We start from the raw sequence: 21,219 nt of genomic DNA, 5'->3' as shown, positions 1-21,219 counted from the left end.
TACTTCACCCTCAGCAGTATGTGTTTTCGGCGAGCCCTTCCAGTCCGCGAGAAGGTCTTCGGCAATCACATCAGGCAGGTCTTCTGGCTTCCGGATCCGCCTACTCGCCCGACCTTCCCAGGATGGTTCCCAGTGGTATTGTCGGCTTTCGTCCCCGGTCACAGCGGCGGGACCACTCCCGATTCCCGGCTTATAAGGCCGGCCACGGGATTCCCTCTTGATCTCCCGAAGGAGATTACCTGATATATGTGGGTTGTACTTTAATACGTCGAGCCTTAGCTGTCAAGACAGGTTCGGCTCGGCTCCCTGCCATTAGGAATTGAGAAGCTCGCAAAGGCCGCCGCCTGAGAGCCGGCGGACTGGTAATTTAAAACTCATAGCTCCCCCCTATGAGGAAGCTTATTATCGTCCTGGTCCAGGCAGCCTTTTCAGATACCATAAGGGCTGGGCTGAAATCGCTCGCGCTGGCGTCCGAGTCGCCTCTTTGCACGATAATGCCGAAATTGGTAGTGGCCGAGCCGTTTACATATCCCACCCCGAACGACCCTCCGTACATGTTGATCTTCTCCGCGCCGTACTGGCCGGTCGCCGAGGATGTATTAGTGAAAAGGCCGCCCCGGACGTTCCATTTCTCGCTCAGTATGTATTCCGTGCCTAGCGACAGGTCGAAGTGGGCCCGCTCCTTATGGATATTTTCATTTTCCGCCGTCCTGATCGGCTCGTTCGGGGCCGGGTATTCCATCGCGAAATAGTAAGTTGCGTCGAAGGCAAGAGTAAGCCCGTCATTATGCCACGCAACGCCGGTCGTGACCCTATGCGGGAGACGCATGTCTCCGTCCACGGTCTTGGTTATAACAGAGGGGGAGCCGGGCGGCCTGAATATTATGCTGTTAGTCCCGGATATGTGGATGGTCTCCATACCGTACGATAACCCGAGGTCCAGGCTTTCGCTTGCCTTCCACTTGGCCCCGAAAACAGGGGAGAAACCGAGACTGTAGAGGTCGTTTTCCCTGCTCGACGTGAGGGCCGCCGAGTCTATCCTCCCTATGAATTTCATCTGTGTGTAATAGGCGAAGGCCGAGAGGCCGATTGCAAAGTCGTCCGTTATTTTCCCCGCGAAGCTCGGCCCGATAAGCCAGGTGTCCTCCGTAATGTCAAGAGTCAATGATGTGGACTGGTCGGCGCTGTGTCCTATGCTGTAGAACCGGACCATGTCTGTCTGGAAGAGGGAGAGAGCGGTATGGAGCTCTCCGAATTTGTATGTTATCCCTATCATGGTCGGTATGTTGTTGAACCTGTGGAGGTCGTTCATTATAGGTTCGCCGGTGGTCAGGTTCTCCCTCTCGAACCGCTGATATGCATAGTTGTTAGCGAAGTTGGAGGTAAGCGGCCTCACATAGGCTATCCCGGCCGGGTTATAGAACGCCCCCGAGACGTCTTCTGAAAGGGCCGTGTACGCGCCTCCCATGAGGGCCGCGCGGTCTCCTATCAGGTTGTTCCTGTTATTGAACAGGTAGTCGGCATTCGCAGTAGCAGGGTAAATTATTGCAAGAAGAATTAGAATAAATAGACTGTTTTTCATTTCATGGCCTCTCATTTTGATTTGGAAAGGTGAGGTAAATATCATTTTAAGTTGTGAAATTCAACTCTTTTTAGAAGTGAGATGCCTGGAAAGTTGATTTTTTTATAGGCATGTTGAACATGTGGCGGTACAGGATTGCGCCGTTCGGGTGCGCTCCCCCGCCTGCCTTCGTGTTAGCTGGATTCCGTTATAATTGAGATAAAGGAGGGTGGGGAAATGGGAGAAAACGCGCTCAGGATATATCCTGAAAGGGAGGGGTACGAGCTTCAAAGCAAAGCGAGATACTTTGATGCGATCATTGATAACGTTCCTGAGGGGCTTGCTTTGGTGGATGCGGAAAGCCGTATCATCAGATCTGTCAGCAGATATGCTGCATTGTATGCGGGGCGCTCAAGAACAGAGCTTGAAGGCATACCCTTGGACGAGGTGGTCGAGCGATGGCATCTCTTCAAAAGCGACGGCGTAAGCAAGCCCGAAAACGAGGAGTTCATCATTTTCAGGACAATAGATCAAAAAGCGTGTTTCGAGAATGAGGAATGGGTCTTCATGAAGCCGAACGGGGCCAGAGTGACAGTCTTGATGAATTCATGCCCGATTTTGGACGGAAATGGCGATGTCTCCGAAGTCGCGCTTTCGTGGATAGACATCAGCGAGCACAAAGCGACCGAAGAAAGGATAAGGAATTTGAATCTCGAGCTCAACGAGGCATTAAGGAGGGTTAAGGTCCTGAGCGGAATGCTGAACGTATGCGCAGTATGCAAGCGAATTCAGGACGACAGGGGCAACTGGCAGTCCCTTGAGAAGTACATCGAGCAGCGCTCGGAGGCGGTCTTCAGCCAGGCATATGCCCGGACTGCGCTGAAAGGCTTTACGGCGGCGAGGATAAAGGCAAGGAAAAACCGGGAGAATAAATCTCATCATTCACCTCTCGCCCGAACCTTCTATCGTAACAGGACGACCTTATGAATAAGTTTCCAAAAAAAAAGGACTTTCCCGTAAGCCAGGTGCGGAGGTATCTGGAGCCCGGCCCTATCGTGCTCGTCTCGTCCAAGTGGAAAGGGAAAACGAATATAATGACGATGGGCTGGCATACGGTCATGGAGTTCACGCCATCGCTCGTCGGTTGCGTGATATCAAGCGGAAACCACAGCTTCCGGATGATAAGGGAAAGCGGCGAATGCGTCATAAACCTCCCGACAACTGCGCTTACGGATACTGTCGTCAGGATAGGAAATACGTCGGGCGCCGAGATAGACAAGTTCAGGGAATTCGGCCTTACGCCCGAGGATGGAGATGTGGTCGCGGCGCCATTGATACGCGAGTGCCACGCCAACTTCGAATGCAGGCTTTACGACGGCGCGCTTGTGGACAAGTACAATTTCTTCATCTTTGAGGTGGTGAAAGCCCATGCCGCCGTATCGCCGAAATATCCCGAGACGCTCCACTACACCGGCGACGGCGTCTTCATGGTCCCTGGCAAGACCATCAATAGAAAGCAGCTCTTCAGGCCGGGGATGCTGTGAAAGAATTTTGAGGAGGGTTGGGGGTAGAGCCCCCTCCGAATGCAATTAGGAGGGGCAGGCCCCTTTCAGCTCTATTTCGCTTTTGCGGAAGGAGGTGGCTGAAAGGGACCTGCCTTGGCCAGGGTATGGACGGCCAGCCGTGGTTTTAATTTGAAGACAGCGTGCTCTTTAGAAGTTTATGCCCAAATAGACCGCCGCCGTAGAGTAGCTCGCCTTGATGCCCGGGTCGCCGCTTGCGATTGTGTGACGGAAGTCGGCCCCGACGCTCAGCAATCCGTTGATGACATACTCGATCCCGGCCCCGAGGTGATAGCCTATGTCCAGATAGGTTGTGTCGTCCGACGGCGGCGAGTTGACCATGAACGCGATTCCAGCCGGTATTATCCAGGGCCTGACCTTTCCGGAGCCGATGCGGTCGAACCTGTACTTCGGCGCGATTGCCACGATAAGCTCCGAGACAGTCACCTCTTTCGTGTTGTGCGTGCCCACGCCGTCCAACTCCAGCAGCGTCGTCGTGGTCTGCGTGACCCTCTTTTCCGAAAATCTCGAGTAGTCGAGCATTATCTCCCCGAGTAGCGTGCCCGGCCCGAAGTCCCTTGCCAGGGCCAGATCAAGCCCCGCGCTTATGCTCGTGCCGCTCGTGCCGTCGTTCCTGCCCTCCCCGAAGACGTTCAGTGTGTCGGTGAAGACCTCTCCGCCCCTGTCGTCGCTGAGCCTCGCTTTCCCGAACCTGAAAAACACCTGGTTTAGAAGTTCCGCCGCGCTTACCGAGCTTGCAGATAGAACAGTAAATAAGAGTATCGCAATAAATGGTGTGATTAACGAAAACGGCTTTCTCAACATCAGGATACCTCCGGCAAAGGTGGGATGAAAAGCCATTCCCGGCTTGCCGCCCGGGCGACGCACCGGGGCCTCGACTCACGCCTCCTTGATTGTGGATGATCGATTGAATTGCAAATAGGGTGCCGCCGCCTGTGCCTCGAAAGCACTTGTGAATCGGGCGACTGAGTGATTGCTTCGAGAGGGGATTGCGGCAGAATGGGATGGAGGGAAAGGAAGCGTCTGCAGGAAACCGTTGTTGTTGAATCAGATTTTCGAGGTCAGTGCATTTTGCCGCATGGGGCAGGATTGTGGGGAGTTTTGTTGACGTTCAGAAGATGCGCGGGAGAAAAGCGACAGGATGTGTGATTATGCGATTTTGGGCAGAGCATAAAATAACGGGTCGGGTTACGCTAATAACCCGACCCGCCTGGCCGGACTATATTTCGGAGTGTTGTTATTCTGAAAAAGTCGACCCTTCGACGATAACGGAATAAAAATATCCGAACCCGAAGTTCTTGTCCGTTTCAAGCACGCCCTCGGCTGTTACGACAGACCCGACGGCCGCCGAAGCACCCTTCGAAAGGAAAATGAGCGTATCCTTGCCATCGCTTCCCGTGCCGTCCTTGATGTGCACCCATGTCTTTCCCATTATGTTTTCCGAAACCTTCACGACATTCCCGCGCACTTTAACGGGCTGCCCGCTTAATTCATACCTCTTGGAGTATATCTCCTTGATGGTATATGCCGAGGCCGCCTGGGCCGGTTTAGCGGGTTCAGCCTGCGTCTTCGCGGACGGGCTTGTTTTGGATGATGCGACGTTGATTCCGTCCACGAACAATATCTTCTCGAATGTGCGGTTCAAGGCCTTGCTCGTAAAGTTGGGCATCCAGATCTGTTCGGAGAAGCTGACCGTGGCCCCCGCGCTTACCGGAGCTTCCGGGCCCGCGATCCAGAATGTATTCCCGTTTTCATCGACCTTGAGATATGTGTATCCGCCGCCGGAGGCGGCCTCAAGCACGACCCCGGTGTGTTTCGGCCCGGCGACCGCATGCGCGGCGGTCAATAACAGAACAGCCGTTATAGTTGTGATAAAGAGATTTGCGAGTTTCAAAGGTTTTCTCCTGTGGGTACGGCAGGGATTTAGAACAACATGCCGGGTCATTATATGTGAATGTCTCAGGAAAAGCCAGAGCGGAGGTTTGAAAGAAGATTGGCGGGCGGGCCAGCCTACAAGACTCGTCACCGCGTCATCAGCGCGAACACACCCCAACCTAGGTATTCACGTGTGTAAGCGGCGTAGCGCTTGGGTTCCGAGGTCAGTTTGGCTCGAACATCTTTCGCGAACTCGTCGCCGGGATTGGCTTCAAGCCATTGGCGCATGGTGAGCCATTTGGCCGCCTCGTATCTGTCCCAGCCGTCTTGGTCAGCCAGAACCATTTCAACGACATCGTAGCCAAGGTGGCCGAAAGACGCGAGAAGTTCTGGGAGCATGAGAAAGTCGGAGATCGAGTTGGCAAAACACCCCTTGGCAACATCTTCCGTCGGCGGTAACTGCCGCCAGTAGGGCTCGCCGATGAGGATGAGCCCTCCGGTGCGGAGACTCCGCGCCAGAAGCTCGATAGTGCCGGCAACTCCCCCGCCGATCCATGTAGCACCGAGACAGGCTGCCACACCGGCCTTGTCGTCCGAGACGTAGCCGGTAGCATCGCCATGGATGAACTTGACTTGATCGGCGACGCCGAGTTCTTCAGCACGGCGTTTCGCTTGCTCGGTGAACAACTGACTCATGTCGATGCCGGTGCCGATGAATCCGTGGTCACGCGCCCAGGTGCACAGCATCTCCCCCGAACCGCTGCCGAGGTCGAGCACTCGGGTCCCCGTTTCCAGACGCAGCGCCGCGCCGAGAGTGGCGAGTTTTTCGGGTGTGAACGGGTTATGGATGCGGTGAGCACTTTCGGTGATGTTGAAGATCCGTGGGATGTCCATTTCGGGAAATCTCCTTATGGGTGTGAATAGATTCGGTCACAGCCCAACTTATTTTTTATATCGCACTCATATTTTGCGAAAGAATAAGCTGTCGGACAATTTTATTTATCGACAAATGAACGTTCAAAACCCTCATTCTGCGGGAATACAGTTCCCTTCAGCAATATTATGCCGCTTGACTCCTAATGTTGGCAGTAATTATCTAGTCCGTATTCGTCCCTATACGTCCGCATGCTGTATTTCCCACCTAAGCGGTATTTTGTAAAATAAATAAAACCTGCATCTTCCCGGCCTCATGAACAGGGAAGACTTTCAGTTTTGTAGGGTGGGCTGTGCCCACCAAATCAGGTCAGCTTCGTTCCAATTACTTAATCCGACCCGCGCCCCGAAATGGAACAAGGGGTTACAGCATCCGCTGTAACCCCTCTGATTTTCTGGCTGCCTGATCTGGACTATTTAGAAAAAAATGTGGTTCCGTATGTAGGTGAAATATTTAGACTTTTTCCAGCTATGAATTCATATTTGACTGCTTGATTCAGGGATCTGTGCGATTTTGAGTATTTTGGTAATTTCAGCCTTCAAGGTGATATATCATATTGATTTTGTTGGGTATTTTAGTCAAAGAAAGTCTGGTTTTTTAAGTTTGGGAGTTTACTTTAGAACTCATGTCCTAAAATGATGCTAAGTGATTGATTTGCAAGCCCATTTAACTTGTTTTTAATGGATGCTTTAGAACTTATTTTTCGGAAGGAGCTATGGTCTGAATGCAAATTCACGAGATTAGATGGTGCCGGGATGTGGATTTGTCGGTTACTTATCCACAGTGGAGGTGGCGATTTAGACTGCTTAAGAGAAGAAACAGGCCGTAAACTTGAAGGCTTACGGCCTGTTTCCTGGGGCCTCTAAAGGAAGTCCGCTTCCTGAGCAGGTCTCTAGTTATCTACTATAGGCATATGCTTATGTTTTTTTAATCGGCAGAAGGCCTGGGCGTCCCTTTTTCCGACGCAGGCAGCACGGGCACCTGAAGAGCCTCCGCCGGTATCGTGCCGGTCAGTGACCTAAGGAATGCGGCAATATCGCTGGCCTCCGTGTCATTGAGTTTCTTTCCTGTCTGCACGTCACCCATGATCTTTACAGCATTTTCGAGTTCCCATACCATCCCGTCATGAAAGTACGGGTAGGTCCTTTCAACATTTCTGAGGGTCGGGACCTTGAAGACATTCATGTCTTCTTTTTTCTTGGTCAGATCGAATTTGCCTCTGGCCTTGTTATCGGTCTTGTATGGTTTCACTACACCCATCTTCTGGAACGAGTTGCCGCCTATGGCAACCCCGTTATGGCACGCAGCGCAGCCGTTCTCAACAAAGAGCTTGAGGCCGTTTTTTTCCTGGTCAGTCAAGGCGTTTGCGTCGCCGGTCAGAAACCTGTCAAACCTGGAAGGAGTCTGGAGGGTCCTTTCGAAGGCCGCAATTGCCTTGGCTATATTATTATATGTCAGCTTCTCTCCAGGGAAGGACTTTGTGAACATATCCCGGTATTCCGTGATCGAGCCTATCCTTTCCACTACAGCGGCCTCGCTGGGCATCCCCATCTCAGCAGGGTTAAGGATGGGCCCTTTTGCCTGCTCTTCCAGGTCCTTCGCCCTTCCATCCCAGAACTGGGATAAATTGTAAGCGGAGTTCATCACAGTTGGACCGTTTATTGGCCCGATAGCCCATTTATGGCCTATATCCGTCGGCAGGGCGCTCACTCCGTACATGGCTATGTTGTGACAAGTATTACAGCTGAGAAGGCCGCTCTTGGAAAGCCGCGGGTCGTAGTAGAGCATCTTGCCAAGCTTTACCTTGTCCGGCGTGACCGCATTTTCCTTGCTCTGGACGACCTGCTCCGTAATAGGTTTGAAGTTATCCAGATAGCCCGCAGGGACGCTAACTTCAGCGATTGCAGGCCCGGTAAGGGCTGCGCCGGCGCAGCCAATTGCTGCCAACGACTTCCATCTCCTGAAAGAAAAAGCCTTCATGAACACCTCCATGTTTTTAGATGCATGGCCCGCTTGCGATTTTTGATCGGGCAGATAAAATATATCATTTAGAATGATTCTAATCAAGCTGTATAGGATTCGCTATCGCCACCACAACCGGAGAGGGGCTTAAGTAGTTTTTTGGCATTCAGGTGGCACGAATTTTTAAATGGTGATATCATTTTACCGCTTGTCCGGCGGAAACGATGATAAATATGGAAAGCGCGGACAGCTTTCCTGAAAAAATTGGGAGGTAGAAGCAAGATGGATTTAAAAAGCAAAACTCTGCTGCTTGCCGTTGTGTGTTTGTTGATGCCCGCTGCGGCGTATGCCCATACTGGCCTAGGGAATGCCCATGGATTCATGCATGGATTCGGACATCCGGTGGGGGGCCTGGATCATGTCCTCGCGATGGTGGCAGTCGGTATATGGGCCGCACAGGCTGGCGGTAGGACTGTTTGGGCAATTCCGGCAGGGTTCGTCAGCCTCATGGCTTTCGGGGGCTTTCTGGGCCTGAATGGCATTACCGTGCCACTAATCGAGGAGGGCATTGCAACTTCTGTACTGGTTCTTGGGCTCTTTGTAACAGTTGCCGCCAGGTTCCCTGTCGCTCTAAGCGTTGTGATAGTCGGGGTCTTTGCCATCTTTCATGGACACGCGCATGGTGCAGAGATACCAGGCAGCGCGTCAGGACTCGCTTACAGCGCCGGTTTTGTTATCTCGACCGCTCTTCTGCATCTTTGCGGCATCGGTATCGGAATCGCCTTTAAAGTCCTCAACAGGATCCATCTGATGCGCTACGCCGGCGGCCTGATAGCGGCAGGCGGAGCCTGGCTACTCTTCTCATTATAGGGCTGCTTTTTTTGTCAGCGGTGTAAGCTCTATGCAAAATCCCCCAAGCGGTACGGTCTGGGGGATTTTTTTTCCGGATACCGGCCCCCGTGGTTAATCTGCTATAATAAATAATATCCGGTCTACTGAAAAAATGGAGGCTCGCCATGGCAAATGTCGCTAGGGAGATGGTAGAAAAGGCAGGGATCGACATCGGTCAGTTGCTGGACCTGCTGATAAAAAACGCCTCCGCGGAACTGACGACCTACTATTACTATACGATCCTCAGGGTGAACCTTGTCGGCATGGACGGGGAGGGGGTCAAGGAGATAGCGGAGACGGCCCGCATAGAGGACAGAAACCATTTCGAAGCCCTGGTCCCGCGCATCTACGAGCTTGGCGGGAAGTTGCCGGACAGCATGAATGACTTCCATGACATTTCAGCCTGCAAGCCGGCCAGACTGCCTGCAGACCCGAAGGATGTCAAGGCGATACTTAAGGTGCTGGTAGAGGCCGAAAGGTGCGCTGTCAGAGGTTATACGAACATTTGTAACCTGACCGCCGGGAAGGACCACCGTACATACGATCTCGCGCTCTCCATTCTTAACGAAGAGATAGAGCATGAGTCCTGGTTCTCGGAGTTCCTGGGCGAAGGGCCTTCGGGCCACTTTATGAGAAGGGGCGATACATCTCCGTTCGTCTCAAAGTTCCTGAAGTAGAAGATCTCTTTAGGGGAGAGGGTAAGATGAGGGGGGCTTTTTTGCAACCCCCCTCATGCCGGCCTTCTCCCTTGAGGGGAGAAGGAAAAACACACAAGCTCAACGGATATTGCTACCTCGCGGAGGAGATTCATTGTTCTGCGGAGGTCTTATCGAAGACACTCTTCAGCTCTGCCCTTTAAGCATGAAAGCGATATCTTCCTGCAGCGCCTGAAGGTCCTCCTCGTGCTCCACTTCGTCCTGCAGTATCTGTGATACCACGTTGTACGTCACCGGGTCCTTGAGCCCTATCTCCTCTATAACGGCGTGATAATAGCCGATTGCGCATCGCTCTCCGGAGATGTTCTGCTCGAGTATCCTTTTTACGAAAGGGTCCGTCGGCTCTTCATAGCCGCAGTTCGAAATCTCGAGCCATTTGCGGGGCGTGGTGGCCGGGGTGCCTCCGAGCTGGATTATTCGGTTGCTGAGCAGGTCGGCGTGGCGCAATTCGTCGGCCGCGTGCTGCATAAGCTCCGCTATTACAGCGTCCTTCATCGGCCCAGCGACGATCTTTGACCCTATCCAGTACTGGTAGTAAGCAAGCCACTCGTCAGCAAACGCCTTGCTGAGGAGCTCGATGGTCCTGTCCGCCTGCGTGCCGACAATTTCGCGTCCCTTTGTTCCCATTGTCTATCCCTCCCTTGTTCATTTTTATAACATGGACAACCGTGTCCGGTGTCATGCCGATAATGTCATGAGGAAAAAAGCCCCTAATAATGTAATTATAACGCCTGACGCGACCCCTATGGCCTTGTCGATGGATTCGAACCGTACTCCTGAAAGCGACTTTTCCGGCACTCTTCTGCCCAGGATGGCCGAGATGACGACAATGGATATTGTGAAAGCCATGCCGAGGGATATGAAGACTGCCAGAAGCAGCCCGAACGCCAACTGGTCCATTGACAGGCAATAGAACATTACCATCACGACCCCCGGACACGGCACCAGGCCGACCGAAGCGGCCCAGGGGACGATGCCCATGGGCCGCGTTGCGGGTTTACGGCACGCGTCCGCAGCCGGCTTCCTTTTGCCGAGTAATTCTATGCTGTTTTTGGATGCTATTGCAAGGCCCATGAGTGTGATCAGGCTGAAGCTTAAGACTTGGGTCACCCTGGATACGGACTCGAGGAGTCGGTGACGCTCTTGTTAAGAAAGTAGTGCAGCCCGAGGATCAATAGCGCGCCTGAGAGTCCGTGGAAAAAGGCAATAAGTGCCCCGAACAACATGCCATTTTGGACGCTTGTCTTCCGTGAAAGTATATACGACATGGCTATGGCCTTGCCGTGCCCCGGGCCTGCGGCATGAAGGGGCCTGCCGTATCAGAGCCGGTATTTTCCGGTTGAGTTGCGCTGCCATTCCACGAACCTTGAGAAAGTCGAGGCTTCCGGAGATGCGGCAAAACCGGATTGCCCTGCCCCGCCGCCGGAGACAAAAGGGTTTGCCTGAGCCTGCAAGGGGAGCCACAAAAGGGAGAAGACGAACAGAAAAGCTGTCAGGGCCTTAAGCATTCTTCAACCTGAATCTCAGCACGATCTCATCAGGATAGACCTGTCAGGATATTGGTGAAATATTCGAAGTTCTTCAGGTTTGAGAAAGCCCCCTTTTCAAGGGCGGCTATCTCGGATTTTTCGAGACGCCCGTTCTTGTTCACGTCAAAATCGAGAATGAAAATGCTGCTGGACATCTCGTCGAATGTCCACTCAAGCCTGAACCCGGCCAGTCCATTGGCGTCAAAGACCGCAGTTACGGAGTTGTCAATGGACATGTGAGGGTGGGACCACGCCGAAGGTGCGAGCATAAAAATAAAGGCAAACGCCAAAAGTATTGATCCCTTGAATATGTTCACCGATATGCCTGCTCCTGTCGGGCAGGATTCAAAAACCGTTCAGGATTATTTTTTACACCGGACCCGGCCGGTCAATTGATTTGATAACATAAAAATCCTGAACTGGCCCCGGAATGTTCGCCTTTTGTTATAATCATTTAATGGATACTATCGTGTACAGGCCTATAGGCGTCATCCATTCACCCTTCAAGGAACCCAAGGGCACCCCGATACAGCCAGTGGCCGCGTCAGGCGTAAGGGGGACGGTTGAGCTCTTTAGTGGATATGCCGAGGGTCTCAAAGACCTGGATGGCTTTTCGCACGTTATGTTGATCTATCATTTTCATATGTCAGCGGATTTTTCACTCCTGGTAAGACCTTTTCTCGACGATACTCCGCGAGGCCTGTTTTCAACAAGAGCCCCGGCGCGGCCGAACTCCATAGGCGTATCGGTTGTAGACCTCGACGGCATAGATGGTGCGACTCTCCTTGTCAGGAATGTGGACATAGTGGACGGAACGCCGCTCCTTGACATAAAACCGTATGTACCGGAATTTGACTCGCCGGAGGCAAAAAGGATCGGCTGGCTTGAAGACAAGGTGGGCAAATCGGCTCCTGCGCGCGATGACGGCAGGTTTGCCATAAAAAAGGCAGGTTTGCCATAAAAAAGGAGGGTGTTATGCACGGTTACATGCACAGGATAATGAGACGCAGACTCCTCTCCGGTACCCACTGCCCATGGTGTGGCATACATCGTTGGCCCGCTGAAATGGACAGAGAGTCCAGAAAAGAAGAGATCGAGGACTTGAAGGAGCATATAGAGCATCTCAGGGAGGACCTGAAGGTCGCCGAGGAAGACCTCAAGGAGCTTGAGAAAGGGGAATGAGAGCCGAATCCGCGAGCGCCTTCGACTTGAGCGCAACTGAATACGACTCCTGGTATGATTCAGCCCAGGGCAGGCCTGTTTTTGAGAGCGAGCTTAAGTGTCTTAGAAGTCTCATGCCGGAAAACGAAACCCCGCTGCTTGAAATAGGGGTCGGCACGGGAAGGTTCGCCATGTATTTCCCGGGGGCTTATGGCGCGGACCCGGCCTTGGGCGCGCTTAAGCTCGCCCAAAAAAGAGGCATAAGATGTGTAAACGGGGTCGGAGAGCAACTTCCTTTCAGGGACGGCGCTTTCAAAACGGTCCTCATAATCGCAACGCTATGTTTTGTCAAAAGACCCCAGTCCCTTCTTCAGGAGGCTTCCAGGATACTTTCCCCGGACGGAGACATTATAGTAGGATTTATCTCCAGAAGCTCGTCATGGGGCGCGCTCTATGAAAAAAAGAAAAAAGAGGGCAGCACCTTCTACAGACACGCTAAATTTTACGATCTCCCTGATATCAAGGGCTTCGCAAAGGCGGCCGGCCTCTGTACCACATCCATAGTGAGCACTCTTTTGCAGCCGCCCTCTTGCTCATCAAGTGTAGAGGAGCCGCGTAATTCATATGTGGAAGGGGCCGGGTTTATCTTCCTGAGACTCGAAAAAGAAAAAGGGCTGTTAGGTGGACAGTAGAGGCGCAAACAAAACATACACGACGGATGACGGTGGAAAGGTCGCCGCTTATTCAACGCTCATCAATATCGCTCTCGTGGCCGCAAAGGCCGCTATCGCTTTTAATTCCGGCAGTGCCGCCGTGCTATCGGAAGCGGTACACAGCCTCACTGATGTAATCGCGAGCCTGTCTGTATGGATAGGCATAAAGCTCTCAAGGGTCAAATCCCCTTCCTTCCCGTGGGGCCTGTACAAGGCTGAGAATATCGCCGCAGTCATCACCGCCTTCTTTATTTTCCTGATGGCGTACGAAATAGCCAGGGAGGTCATCCTCGGTGGGCACAGGGCCCTTTCTAACGTAGGTCTCGCGATTACCGCCCTTTTTTTAATGGCAATGCCGGTAGGCCTTTTTACCAGGTATGAAAAAAAGAAGGCAAGGGAGTTGAACTCACCATCTCTTCTGGCAGATTCAGAGCACTGGGTCGCTGATATCCTCTCCATCGGTGTCGTTATTGCCGGCCTTGTCGCTTCCAGATATACTCCCTATGCGGACAGGGTCGCGGCGATCATCGTAATCATTATGGTGCTCAGGGTAGGGTACAGGATAACAAAGGACTCGATGAAAAGCCTCCTGGACGCGTCGGTAGATGCGGCGACCCTGGGAAAGATAAGGGACATCGTGGAGCGCTTCCCGGAGGTCCGGGAGGTCGGCTCATTGAATGCAAGGAACTCCGGGAGTTTCATATTCGTCCACATGGACCTGAAGCTTTCCGTGAAAAGGCTCAACGAAGCTCACCGGTCGGCGGATATCATCGAGAATGCCATAAGGGAGGCGGTCCCCTTCATAGAGAGGATCAGCATACATTATGAGCCCGTTGAAAAAGAGTTCGTACGGTTCGCCGCAACGCTTTCCGAAAGCGAAGGGGCCATCTCTCCCCACTTCGGGAGCGCCCCGCTTATCCTTCTCTGGGACAAGGACAAAGACGGCAAGGTGATATCAAGGGAGGTCATCAAAAATCCATACTCAAGACTGGAAAAGGGAAAGGGGATAAAATTGGCCGAGCTCCTTGTGGAAAAGGGCGTAGACGTGCTTTATACAAAGGAGGAGTTCAAGGGCAAAGGCCCCGAGCACGTCTTCTCTGATGCCGATATTGAAGTGCGGATGACGGCCTCAAAAAATATCGAGGAGCTTTTTAAAGAGGATGTTGGCTGATAATGGCCTTTTGGTGAATAATAGCCTTTTCAAGGCTGTCGGATAATCTATAGAAAATATGGAAGATAATCTGATATTAAACGTAGAAGACCTGAAGGTGGCTTTGGACCACCGGGTTATCATTGATCACCTCTCCTTTAGCGTGAAAAAAGGGGACATAGTCACCATTCTGGGACCCAACGGGGCTGGGAAAACCGTCTTGCTCAGGTGCCTGCTCGGACTTTTGCCTTACACCGGAAAAATACAATGGGAAGAAGGCATTAAGATCGGCTATGTTCCCCAGAGACTGCCATTTATTAAAGATATCCCCATGAGTGTAATGGATTTTTTCGGCCTGAAACGGGGTTCTGAACAAGAGGTGAGGGACATCGTGCACGCAGTGGGGTTTGGCGATGAGATCTTTGAGCGGAGGATAGGCGACCTGTCGTCCGGACAGTTCCAGAGAATACTGATTGCCTGGGGTCTGATTGGAGGCCCTCATGTATTGCTCTTCGATGAGCCGACCACGGGGATTGATATCGGCGGCGAGGAGACCATCTATAATCTCCTGGCAAAACTCAGGAAAGAGCGGCAATTATCAATATTGCTGGTTACGCATGACCTGAACGTGGTTTACGAGTTCTCGACATACGTTATTTGCCTGAGCAGGCCGGTGGTATGCTGCGGCCCCCCTCAAGAGGTGCTCACGACGGAGAGCCTCCAGAGCCTTTATGGCGGCAAGGTGAAATACTATAAGCACAAACCATTGTAGTCCATGGAAAATCAATTATTGTTAAGCCTGACGGCGGGCGTCTTCATCGGGGGAGTAGCCGGATACCTGGGGTCTCTGATGTTGAGCAAGAGAATGCTCCTCGTCGCGGGTCCTTTAGGCCATTTGACCCTGCCGGGAATAGCCCTTGCGATAATATACGGATTTGACGTTTCACTCGGGGCTTTTCCCTTTGTGATTCTGGGGATCTTTCTTATCTGGCTGTTCGAAATCAGGACAAAATTGCCCATGGAAGCCCTGACCGCGGTCATCTTCGCTTCGGGTGTAGCCGTCGCCTTCTTGTTTTTGTCAGTGGAACAGGCGGAAACAGCTCTCGTGGGCGATATCTCCAATGTAGGTTTTTTTGTTACGGCCACCTCTGTTTTTATCTCCATTGTCCTTTTTTTTGTGATAAGAAAAATTTATCCGGAGATGGTCTTGATAAACGTCTCGGATGACCTGGCCAGGTCCGGCGGCCTAAGCGTCGAGAGATACAATTTTATTTATCTGCTCTCGATCGCCATTGTCGTGGCCTTAGGGGTAAAAATGGTCGGGGGCCTTTTAACCGCCGCCCTGGTGGCTATCCCGGCCGCCACCGCGCGCAATCTGTCCGTGAACTTACTGCAGTATTCTTTTGGAGCAATGGTCATTGGCTCCCTTTCCGCTTTCGCTGGCATATTGCTTTTCAGACTAACGGGATTTTCTGCCGGCCCCCTGATTATTCTTGTAAGCACGGCAATCTTTCTGGTCTCACTCTTCTTGAAAAGATAAGCGCCTTTCAGGAAGAGACTGGTATAGAGCTAAAGAATCCTGTACAAGAATTGAGGTACTAAGATGGTAACTTTTGGACCCGTCCCTTCAAGGCGTCTTGGCAGGAGCCTCGGCGTCAACAACGTCCCGTTCAAGTCATGCAATTATTCCTGCGTTTACTGCCAGCTTGGGCGCACTCCCGCAACAGATGTCGAGCCCCGGAAGTTCTTTGACCCCGAAAAGGTCTGCGAAGATGTGGAACAAAGGCTTTCGGACATCAGAAAAACCGGGGAGGCGCCGGTCGATTTCATAACCTTTGTACCGGATGGTGAGCCCACGCTCGATATCAACCTTGGCCAGGAGATAGACCTTCTCAAGCCTTTGGGGATAAAAATAGCAGTCATCACGAACTCGTCTCTCATCTGGCGGGAAGACGTAAGAAATAATCTTATGAATGCCGATTGGGTGTCTTTGAAAGTAGATTCCGTAAGAGAGGACGTTTGGCAAAAAATCAACCGCCCGGATAAAACCCTGCGCCTGCGGTCGATAATGGACGGGATGCTTGCGTTTTCAAAAGCCTTCGAAGGCGAATTGACTACCGAGACGATGCTCATGAAAGGCGTCAATGACAATAGCGTGATGATGACGGAGACTGCTGATTTCATCTCCAGGCTTACTCCTTCCAGGACATATATTTCCGTTCCCACGAGACCGCCTTCTGAAAAGTGGGTGCTGCCTCCTGATGAACAGGAACTCAACAGGTGCTTTCAGATCTTCAATGAGAAACTTCAAAGTGTCGAATATCTTATAGGTTATGAGGGAGACTCCTTTGCTTATAGCGGAAATGTAGAGGCAGATATACTGGGCATTACCGCCGTCCATCCGATGAGGGAGGACGCGGTAAGGAACCTTCTTGCAAAGGCGGGCTCCGGGTGGTCTGTCGTTGAGAGGATGATGGAGCAGGGGAAGCTTGTTAAGACGGAATACAGGGGTGAGCAATTCTATCTTCGCAAGCCGTCAAGACCTATAGATTAAGACGGGCATTGTTCCATGCAAAGGTTTATCGGAACTTCGGCTTTCGTGGAAACACAAGAGGTGAGACAAGCAGGAATGGCGTATCGCCGACAAACTGCATGCTGCCTGGTTCGCCTAAAAGCTTGACTTGGCAAGTCGATAAAACTACAATGAACGCTCTCTATGAAAAAGCATCTTGCGATATTGTTCGCGGCCCTGTTCCTTTTTATATGCATTGGGCTGAGCTTTCATCACCATGAAGACGGACAAGTCCAAGATGATTGCCCGGTATGCGTTATCGCGTCGCACCATCAGTCAATCAAGACCGATGCCGATGCATGGGTCCCTGTCATATCCTTCCTGATATACGTTTTATTCGTCTCCGCTCCCATATTTATACCAGCAGACTTTCAGACCGGCAAAAAAGTCAGAGCGCCTCCTTTTTAAGCAACCCGGACATTTAGAGTTGTTTTTTGCGCAGCCCTTGTCGGATAAGGGCCCGTGCGTCAAAAGCTCGGGTTTTTTTTCCGCATTTCCATGCATAGGACTTCTATTGCCAAGGAGGCTCACGTTGAATTACTTGCTTTCTATTCTTTTCGTATTTCTTTTTGCTTTCTCCGCATATGGAGAAGATGTTGACTCAAGGATAAAAAACCTTGAGGACACACTCAAGTCCCAGGAAAAGGCCATCTCAGAGCAGCAACGCGTAATAGAGGAACTGAAGGCTGAGAAGGCCCAGGGCCAGGCCGGAAAAAACAGCGGCGGGTCGGGCGGCCTTTTCGGCGGCTCCGCGCTCGCAAACCCAAACATCTCGCTTGTGCTCGATACATTCTTCTACAATTCAAACCTTTCCTCGTCAGGGCTTGAGGGGCGGACGATACCCGGATATATCAATGCCGGCATCGAAAAAACCAAGGGCTTCAACCTTGAATCGGCCGAGTTGTTCATCTACGCCCCGGTGGACCCGTACTTCAACGTCTACGCGACGATGCCTGTAACGGACGAGGGCATAGAGCTTGAGGAGGCGTATTTCCTGACAACGTCGCTGCCGGCCGGCATACAGGTCAAGGGCGGCAAGTTCAAAAGCGGCTTCGGAAGGATAAACGGCCAACACCCGCATGCCTGGGATTTCGCCGATTCTCCCCTCATTTATAGGGCTTTTATCGGAGATGAGGGCGTCACTGAAAAAGGCGTGCAGTTGACCTATCTGCCCCAGCTGCCGTTTTACATGCAGCTGGGCATTGAAGTCCTCCAGGGCGAGAACGAATTGCTTTTCGGCGCCGACGCCAGGTCAGGCCCGCACGCCTATACCGCCTTTGCAAAGGCATCTTTCGATGTGGGCGACTTCTCGACCGTCCTCCTCGGCCCTTCCGTCATGACAGGGAAGACAAAGACCTCGACGATAGCCGATGATACAGAGTTCACCGGAGACTCGACCCTTTACGGGTTCGAGGTCACCTACAAATGGAAGCCCTCGAAAACAAGGTCGTTCATACTGCAAAGCGAATACTTCTTAAGAGACCAGAAAGGCGACCTGACAGACACCTCGCTCGATACCACGGACACCTTGAAGAGGTCTCAGGACGGCGCTTACATCCAGGGCGTCTATCAGATAGGGAGATGCAGGCTGGGCGCAAGATACGACGTCCTTGACCTCGTACGGGATGAATACAGACTCGGCGGCGTTGAGCAGGCATTCGGGCGCAGGCCCTGGAGGGCCACGGCGGACGCGGAGTTCAACCCGACCGAGTTCTCCAGAATAAGGCTGCAGTACAATTACGACAGGTCCGGACGCGACGGAAAGACCAACAACGAAGTCATCGTCCAGTTGACATTCGGCATCGGCGCCCACGCGGCCCATCCGTTTTAAGGAGGCAAGAGATGAAGAAGACGGTTGTTTTGACGTTTTTAATGCTGCTGTTCTCGTTCGCGGCCAGTGCTTATGCCAAGGTTAACGTGGTCGCAACGCTCCCTTTCATCGGGAGCATTGCCAAGGAGATAGGGGGCGATAAAGTCGATGTGACGACGCTTGTAAAGCCCACCCAGGACCCGCATTTCGTTGACGCCAAGCCGTCCATGATACTGGCCGCAAGGAAGGCCGACGTCCTCATGTATAACGGCCTTGACCTTGAGATAGGGTACCTGCCCCTTCTCATGGAATCTTCAAGGAACCCTAAAATACAGCCCGGCAAGCCGGGCAACTTCGATTGTTCGAGGTATGTCTCGGTAATAGAAAAACCCGCTTTCGTCGACAGGAGCATGGGAGATGTGCACCCGCTCGGCAACCCGCACTACCTTTACTCGCCGAAAAACGTCATTCGCGTGACCGAGAGTATCACCGAAGAGCTCTCCACGGTCGATCCGGCGAACGCGGGGTACTACAGGAGCAACTTCGCCGCTTTCAAGGAGAAGTTCGACAGGAAACAGGCCGAGTGGAACGCAAAAAAACTCAGCGGCAAGAAGTTCATAGCCTACCACAAATATTTCGAGTATCTCGCAAGCGAGTTCGGCTTCCAGATAGTCGGGTACCTGGAGCCGAAGCCCGGCATTCCGCCTTCTGCACGCCACATAGAAGGGCTTATCGAGTCGACAAAGATTTCCAGGCCAGACGCGATAATCTGCACGGCCAATAACGGCATTGACCAGTCCAGGGCATTGGGGGCGAGGACCGGGCTCAAGGTGGCGGTGGTGCCGCAGGACGTAGGCGCCACATCCGAAGCGAAGGACTGGTTCTCGTTCATGGACCAGGTATTGAAATCACTCGAGTAAGGAGGCCGGGATGGAGGCCCTGAGTTTTCTCGCGTACCCTTTTCTTGGCTGTGTGCTTTTAATCCTGATACACGCGTACTTCGGCATACACATACTTGAAAGGGGGGTAATCTTCCTTGACCTTGCCCTGGCGCAGTTCATAGGGCTTGGGATCTCCGTGGCCTTTTACATGGGCCACGAGGATGGTTCTGGCAGGTATGTCTACGCGGTCGTCTTCGCGATAATTGGGGCCTCTATCCTGTCTCTTTCCAGCCTGGTCGCAAGGTACGTGAACATAGAGGCGTTCATCGGTGTCTTTTATGTCTGCTCGCTGGCGGCAAGCATGCTTGTGCTCGACAGTACGCCTCACGGCCTGGATGAGCTTAAGGCCATCCTCAACGGCAATATACTCTGGGTCACTCCGGGAGACCTCCTGAAGATGTCGGCCCTTTATTCCTCAATAGGGCTGGTGCACCTTGTGTTCAGAAAGAAATTCCTGTCCCTTTCATTTGAGAGAAGGGGGAGCTACATCTGGGAATTGATCTTTTTCGTAAGTTTTGCGTTGGTGCTGGTCAGTTCGGTTTCAACCGCCGGGGTCTTGCAGGTGTTTTCGTTCCTTGTCATACCCGCCCTCATAGGGGGTCTTTTCACTAGAGGACCCCTCAAGATACTGCTCATAGGATGGGGCGTTGGAATAATAGCCAGCGCTTTCGGGCTGATGGCGTCATTTAAAATGGACCTTCCCACTGCTCCGCTCTTTATAACGTTTCTGGGAACGGTCTTTTTTGCACTTTTAATCATAAAGGCGTGGAGGACCGGGCGACGAGAGCATTAAACCGAGAGCCGCCCAATAGTCAAAGAGGTCGGCCTTGGCTTTCCTGGTCGGATAGATTCTACGCCTGACGCGTTCTTTTTCAAGCTGCTGAAGAAAGACTCTGCCACTGTATTGTCGTAGCAGTTGCCCTAGGGCTTATGCTCCCTGCAAACTCTGTGGCGAGGCCGTATATATTACCGGTGGGCTTACCCGGACACCTTGGCAAAGTACGCGGCGATTTTTTTTATGATATCCCGTTCCTCGTCAATTTTCTTGAGCTCGGCCTTGATCCTTATGTTCTCTCGGCGCACCTCGTCGAGTTGTCGTGGCCTATACAAACAAGGGTTGACTTTTGCTGGAAAAAAAGAAAACCTGCTTTGCTTTGAACCGCTCGAGGTTTACAGGAAAGGAGGTTTTAGGTGGAGGGCGGAATAGTTATCTGGATACCCTATCTCAAGTAGCACTCGCCTGGGTTTAAGTCAGTTCGACCCCTGTCTCCAGGGCATGTCCATGGCGGATTCGACCATCTTATTATGTTGCTTAAGCTCACCATCTTTCCTTAAGGATAGTCTCGGCAAGTAGTTTGACTTTTGTGCGGATACCTCTTATGCCCGCCGGTTTCCCACCATTCCATTTTGCCTTTTTGGCTTCAATAAGCGAATGAATGACACGGCGTTCGTTCGGAACAGGCATCAACAGAGCAACTTCCTTCATGTGGTCGGTTATTATGAACTTTTCCCCACGCGACACCTTATCGAGATAACCGCGTAATTTGGTCTTAAGCTCTTTTGTGCTGATTGTGTTCAATTTTTTAAGTCTCGAAAATAAAAAGGCCCTTTTTTAGGGCCTGGTTACTTTAGAACCGATATTTTAAAGGTAAGTTGTTGATTTACCTGATATTTCTGGCTGGGGGACCAGGATTCGAACCTGGATAAACGAGTTCAGAGCCCGTTGTCCTGCCGTTAGACGATCCCCCAATCTCGAACAAAGATATTCCAATATAATAATCCTGCCCGTCCAAGTCAAGCAAAATCTGTTGACACTGCCGG

Annotated in this window: 24 protein-coding genes, 1 tRNA gene and 1 riboswitch; of the genes, 14 read left to right on the top strand and 11 right to left on the bottom strand. The window is 52.1% G+C overall.

What is annotated here, in order from left to right; all coding sequences use genetic code 11:
* Positions 1-55: 55 nt before the first annotated feature.
* Positions 56-258, bottom strand: a riboswitch (cobalamin riboswitch).
* A gap of 109 nt (positions 259-367) precedes the next feature.
* The gene (locus K8I01_05715; GenBank protein ID MBZ0219909.1) at positions 368-1,582 is read right to left on the bottom strand and encodes an outer membrane protein transport protein; all 1,215 of its coding nucleotides are present in this window, start codon (positions 1,580-1,582) and stop codon (positions 368-370) included.
* A 216-nt stretch (positions 1,583-1,798) separates the two neighbouring features.
* Between K8I01_05715 and K8I01_05710 the strand changes: the two genes are divergently transcribed.
* Both K8I01_05710 and K8I01_05705 read left to right on the top strand, forming a co-directional pair.
* Positions 1,799-2,548 carry a PAS domain-containing protein gene (locus tag K8I01_05710; GenBank protein ID MBZ0219908.1) on the top strand — a complete coding sequence of 250 codons (750 nt, stop codon included), beginning with the start codon at positions 1,799-1,801 and terminating at the stop codon, positions 2,546-2,548.
* Positions 2,545-3,105, top strand: a complete 561-nt coding sequence (locus K8I01_05705) for a flavin reductase family protein (protein ID MBZ0219907.1) — start codon at positions 2,545-2,547, stop codon at positions 3,103-3,105. Before K8I01_05710 ends, K8I01_05705 begins: the two co-directional genes overlap by 4 nt.
* Before the next feature lie 168 nt (positions 3,106-3,273).
* Here K8I01_05705 and K8I01_05700 read toward each other — a convergent pair whose 3' ends face one another.
* The 4 genes from K8I01_05700 to K8I01_05685 form a co-directional block, all read right to left on the bottom strand.
* The gene (locus tag K8I01_05700) at positions 3,274-3,948 is read right to left on the bottom strand and encodes an outer membrane beta-barrel protein (protein MBZ0219906.1); all 675 of its coding nucleotides are present in this window, start codon (positions 3,946-3,948) and stop codon (positions 3,274-3,276) included.
* Between the two features lie 433 nt (positions 3,949-4,381).
* Positions 4,382-5,038: a hypothetical protein gene (locus K8I01_05695; GenBank protein MBZ0219905.1), complete on the bottom strand. Its 657-nt coding sequence runs from the start codon at positions 5,036-5,038 to the stop codon at positions 4,382-4,384.
* A 128-nt stretch (positions 5,039-5,166) separates the two neighbouring features.
* Positions 5,167-5,913 (bottom strand): class I SAM-dependent methyltransferase, encoded by a 747-nt coding sequence (locus tag K8I01_05690; GenBank protein MBZ0219904.1) that lies wholly within the window; start codon positions 5,911-5,913, stop codon positions 5,167-5,169.
* A 967-nt stretch (positions 5,914-6,880) separates the two neighbouring features.
* A complete protein-coding gene (locus K8I01_05685; GenBank protein ID MBZ0219903.1) occupies positions 6,881-7,933 on the bottom strand; it encodes a cytochrome-c peroxidase in 1,053 nt (350 codons plus the stop codon).
* Positions 7,934-8,197: 264 nt separating this feature from the next.
* On the opposite strand from K8I01_05685, the gene K8I01_05680 reads away from it, so the two are divergent.
* The gene (locus K8I01_05680) at positions 8,198-8,785 is read left to right on the top strand and encodes a HupE/UreJ family protein (GenBank protein MBZ0219902.1); all 588 of its coding nucleotides are present in this window, start codon (positions 8,198-8,200) and stop codon (positions 8,783-8,785) included.
* A gap of 146 nt (positions 8,786-8,931) precedes the next feature.
* Positions 8,932-9,483 (top strand): DNA protection protein DPS, encoded by a 552-nt coding sequence (locus K8I01_05675; protein ID MBZ0219901.1) that lies wholly within the window; start codon positions 8,932-8,934, stop codon positions 9,481-9,483.
* Positions 9,484-9,648: 165 nt separating this feature from the next.
* On the opposite strand, the gene K8I01_05670 is transcribed toward K8I01_05675, so the two are convergent.
* The 4 genes from K8I01_05670 to K8I01_05655 form a co-directional block, all read right to left on the bottom strand.
* Complete coding sequence (locus tag K8I01_05670) at positions 9,649-10,149, bottom strand: ferritin (GenBank protein MBZ0219900.1); 501 nt, start codon at positions 10,147-10,149, stop codon at positions 9,649-9,651.
* A gap of 51 nt (positions 10,150-10,200) precedes the next feature.
* The gene (locus tag K8I01_05665) at positions 10,201-10,632 is read right to left on the bottom strand and encodes a hypothetical protein (GenBank protein ID MBZ0219899.1); all 432 of its coding nucleotides are present in this window, start codon (positions 10,630-10,632) and stop codon (positions 10,201-10,203) included.
* A complete protein-coding gene (locus K8I01_05660) occupies positions 10,629-10,790 on the bottom strand; it encodes a hypothetical protein (GenBank protein MBZ0219898.1) in 162 nt (53 codons plus the stop codon). Before K8I01_05660 ends, K8I01_05665 begins: the two co-directional genes overlap by 4 nt.
* Before the next feature lie 269 nt (positions 10,791-11,059).
* On the bottom strand, positions 11,060-11,368 hold the full coding sequence (locus K8I01_05655) for a DUF1007 family protein (GenBank protein MBZ0219897.1): 309 nt from the start codon (positions 11,366-11,368) through the stop codon (positions 11,060-11,062).
* 140 nt (positions 11,369-11,508) lie between these two features.
* Here K8I01_05655 and tsaA point away from each other — a divergent pair, with 140 nt between their 5' ends.
* The 10 genes from tsaA (at position 11,509) to K8I01_05605 (ending at position 20,191) form a co-directional block, all read left to right on the top strand.
* Positions 11,509-12,012, top strand: a complete 504-nt coding sequence (gene tsaA / locus K8I01_05650; protein ID MBZ0219896.1) for a tRNA (N6-threonylcarbamoyladenosine(37)-N6)-methyltransferase TrmO — start codon at positions 11,509-11,511, stop codon at positions 12,010-12,012.
* Between the two features lie 14 nt (positions 12,013-12,026).
* Entirely contained in the window at positions 12,027-12,233 is a 207-nt protein-coding gene (locus tag K8I01_05645; GenBank protein MBZ0219895.1) for a DUF5320 domain-containing protein, read from the top strand.
* Positions 12,230-12,904, top strand: a complete 675-nt coding sequence (locus K8I01_05640; GenBank protein ID MBZ0219894.1) for a class I SAM-dependent methyltransferase — start codon at positions 12,230-12,232, stop codon at positions 12,902-12,904. Before K8I01_05645 ends, K8I01_05640 begins: the two co-directional genes overlap by 4 nt.
* A complete protein-coding gene (locus K8I01_05635) occupies positions 12,894-14,096 on the top strand; it encodes a cation diffusion facilitator family transporter (protein MBZ0219893.1) in 1,203 nt (400 codons plus the stop codon). The genes K8I01_05640 and K8I01_05635 overlap by 11 nt, the downstream gene beginning before the upstream one ends.
* Positions 14,097-14,154: 58 nt before the next feature.
* A complete protein-coding gene (locus tag K8I01_05630; GenBank protein MBZ0219892.1) occupies positions 14,155-14,847 on the top strand; it encodes a metal ABC transporter ATP-binding protein in 693 nt (230 codons plus the stop codon).
* Between the two features lie 3 nt (positions 14,848-14,850).
* Positions 14,851-15,615: a metal ABC transporter permease gene (locus tag K8I01_05625; protein ID MBZ0219891.1), complete on the top strand. Its 765-nt coding sequence runs from the start codon at positions 14,851-14,853 to the stop codon at positions 15,613-15,615.
* 63 nt (positions 15,616-15,678) lie between these two features.
* On the top strand, positions 15,679-16,629 hold the full coding sequence (locus K8I01_05620; GenBank protein MBZ0219890.1) for a radical SAM protein: 951 nt from the start codon (positions 15,679-15,681) through the stop codon (positions 16,627-16,629).
* 550 nt (positions 16,630-17,179) lie between these two features.
* Complete coding sequence (locus K8I01_05615) at positions 17,180-18,478, top strand: hypothetical protein (GenBank protein MBZ0219889.1); 1,299 nt, start codon at positions 17,180-17,182, stop codon at positions 18,476-18,478.
* An 11-nt stretch (positions 18,479-18,489) separates the two neighbouring features.
* A complete protein-coding gene (locus K8I01_05610; GenBank protein MBZ0219888.1) occupies positions 18,490-19,377 on the top strand; it encodes a metal ABC transporter substrate-binding protein in 888 nt (295 codons plus the stop codon).
* Positions 19,378-19,387: 10 nt separating this feature from the next.
* Entirely contained in the window at positions 19,388-20,191 is an 804-nt protein-coding gene (locus K8I01_05605) for a metal ABC transporter permease (protein MBZ0219887.1), read from the top strand.
* A gap of 525 nt (positions 20,192-20,716) precedes the next feature.
* Here K8I01_05605 and K8I01_05600 read toward each other — a convergent pair.
* Positions 20,717-20,977, bottom strand: a complete 261-nt coding sequence (locus K8I01_05600) for a type II toxin-antitoxin system prevent-host-death family antitoxin (GenBank protein MBZ0219886.1) — start codon at positions 20,975-20,977, stop codon at positions 20,717-20,719.
* A 96-nt stretch (positions 20,978-21,073) separates the two neighbouring features.
* Positions 21,074-21,147 (bottom strand) — tRNA-Gln (locus K8I01_05595).
* Positions 21,148-21,219: the final 72 nt, after the last annotated feature.

Source organism: Deltaproteobacteria bacterium (genome assembly GCA_019912665.1).
In the GTDB taxonomy this organism is placed as follows: domain Bacteria; phylum Desulfobacterota; class GWC2-55-46; order GWC2-55-46; family GWC2-55-46; genus UBA5799.
Note: the sequence above shows the minus strand (reverse complement) of the source record. Positions and strands in the feature narration are given on the sequence as shown.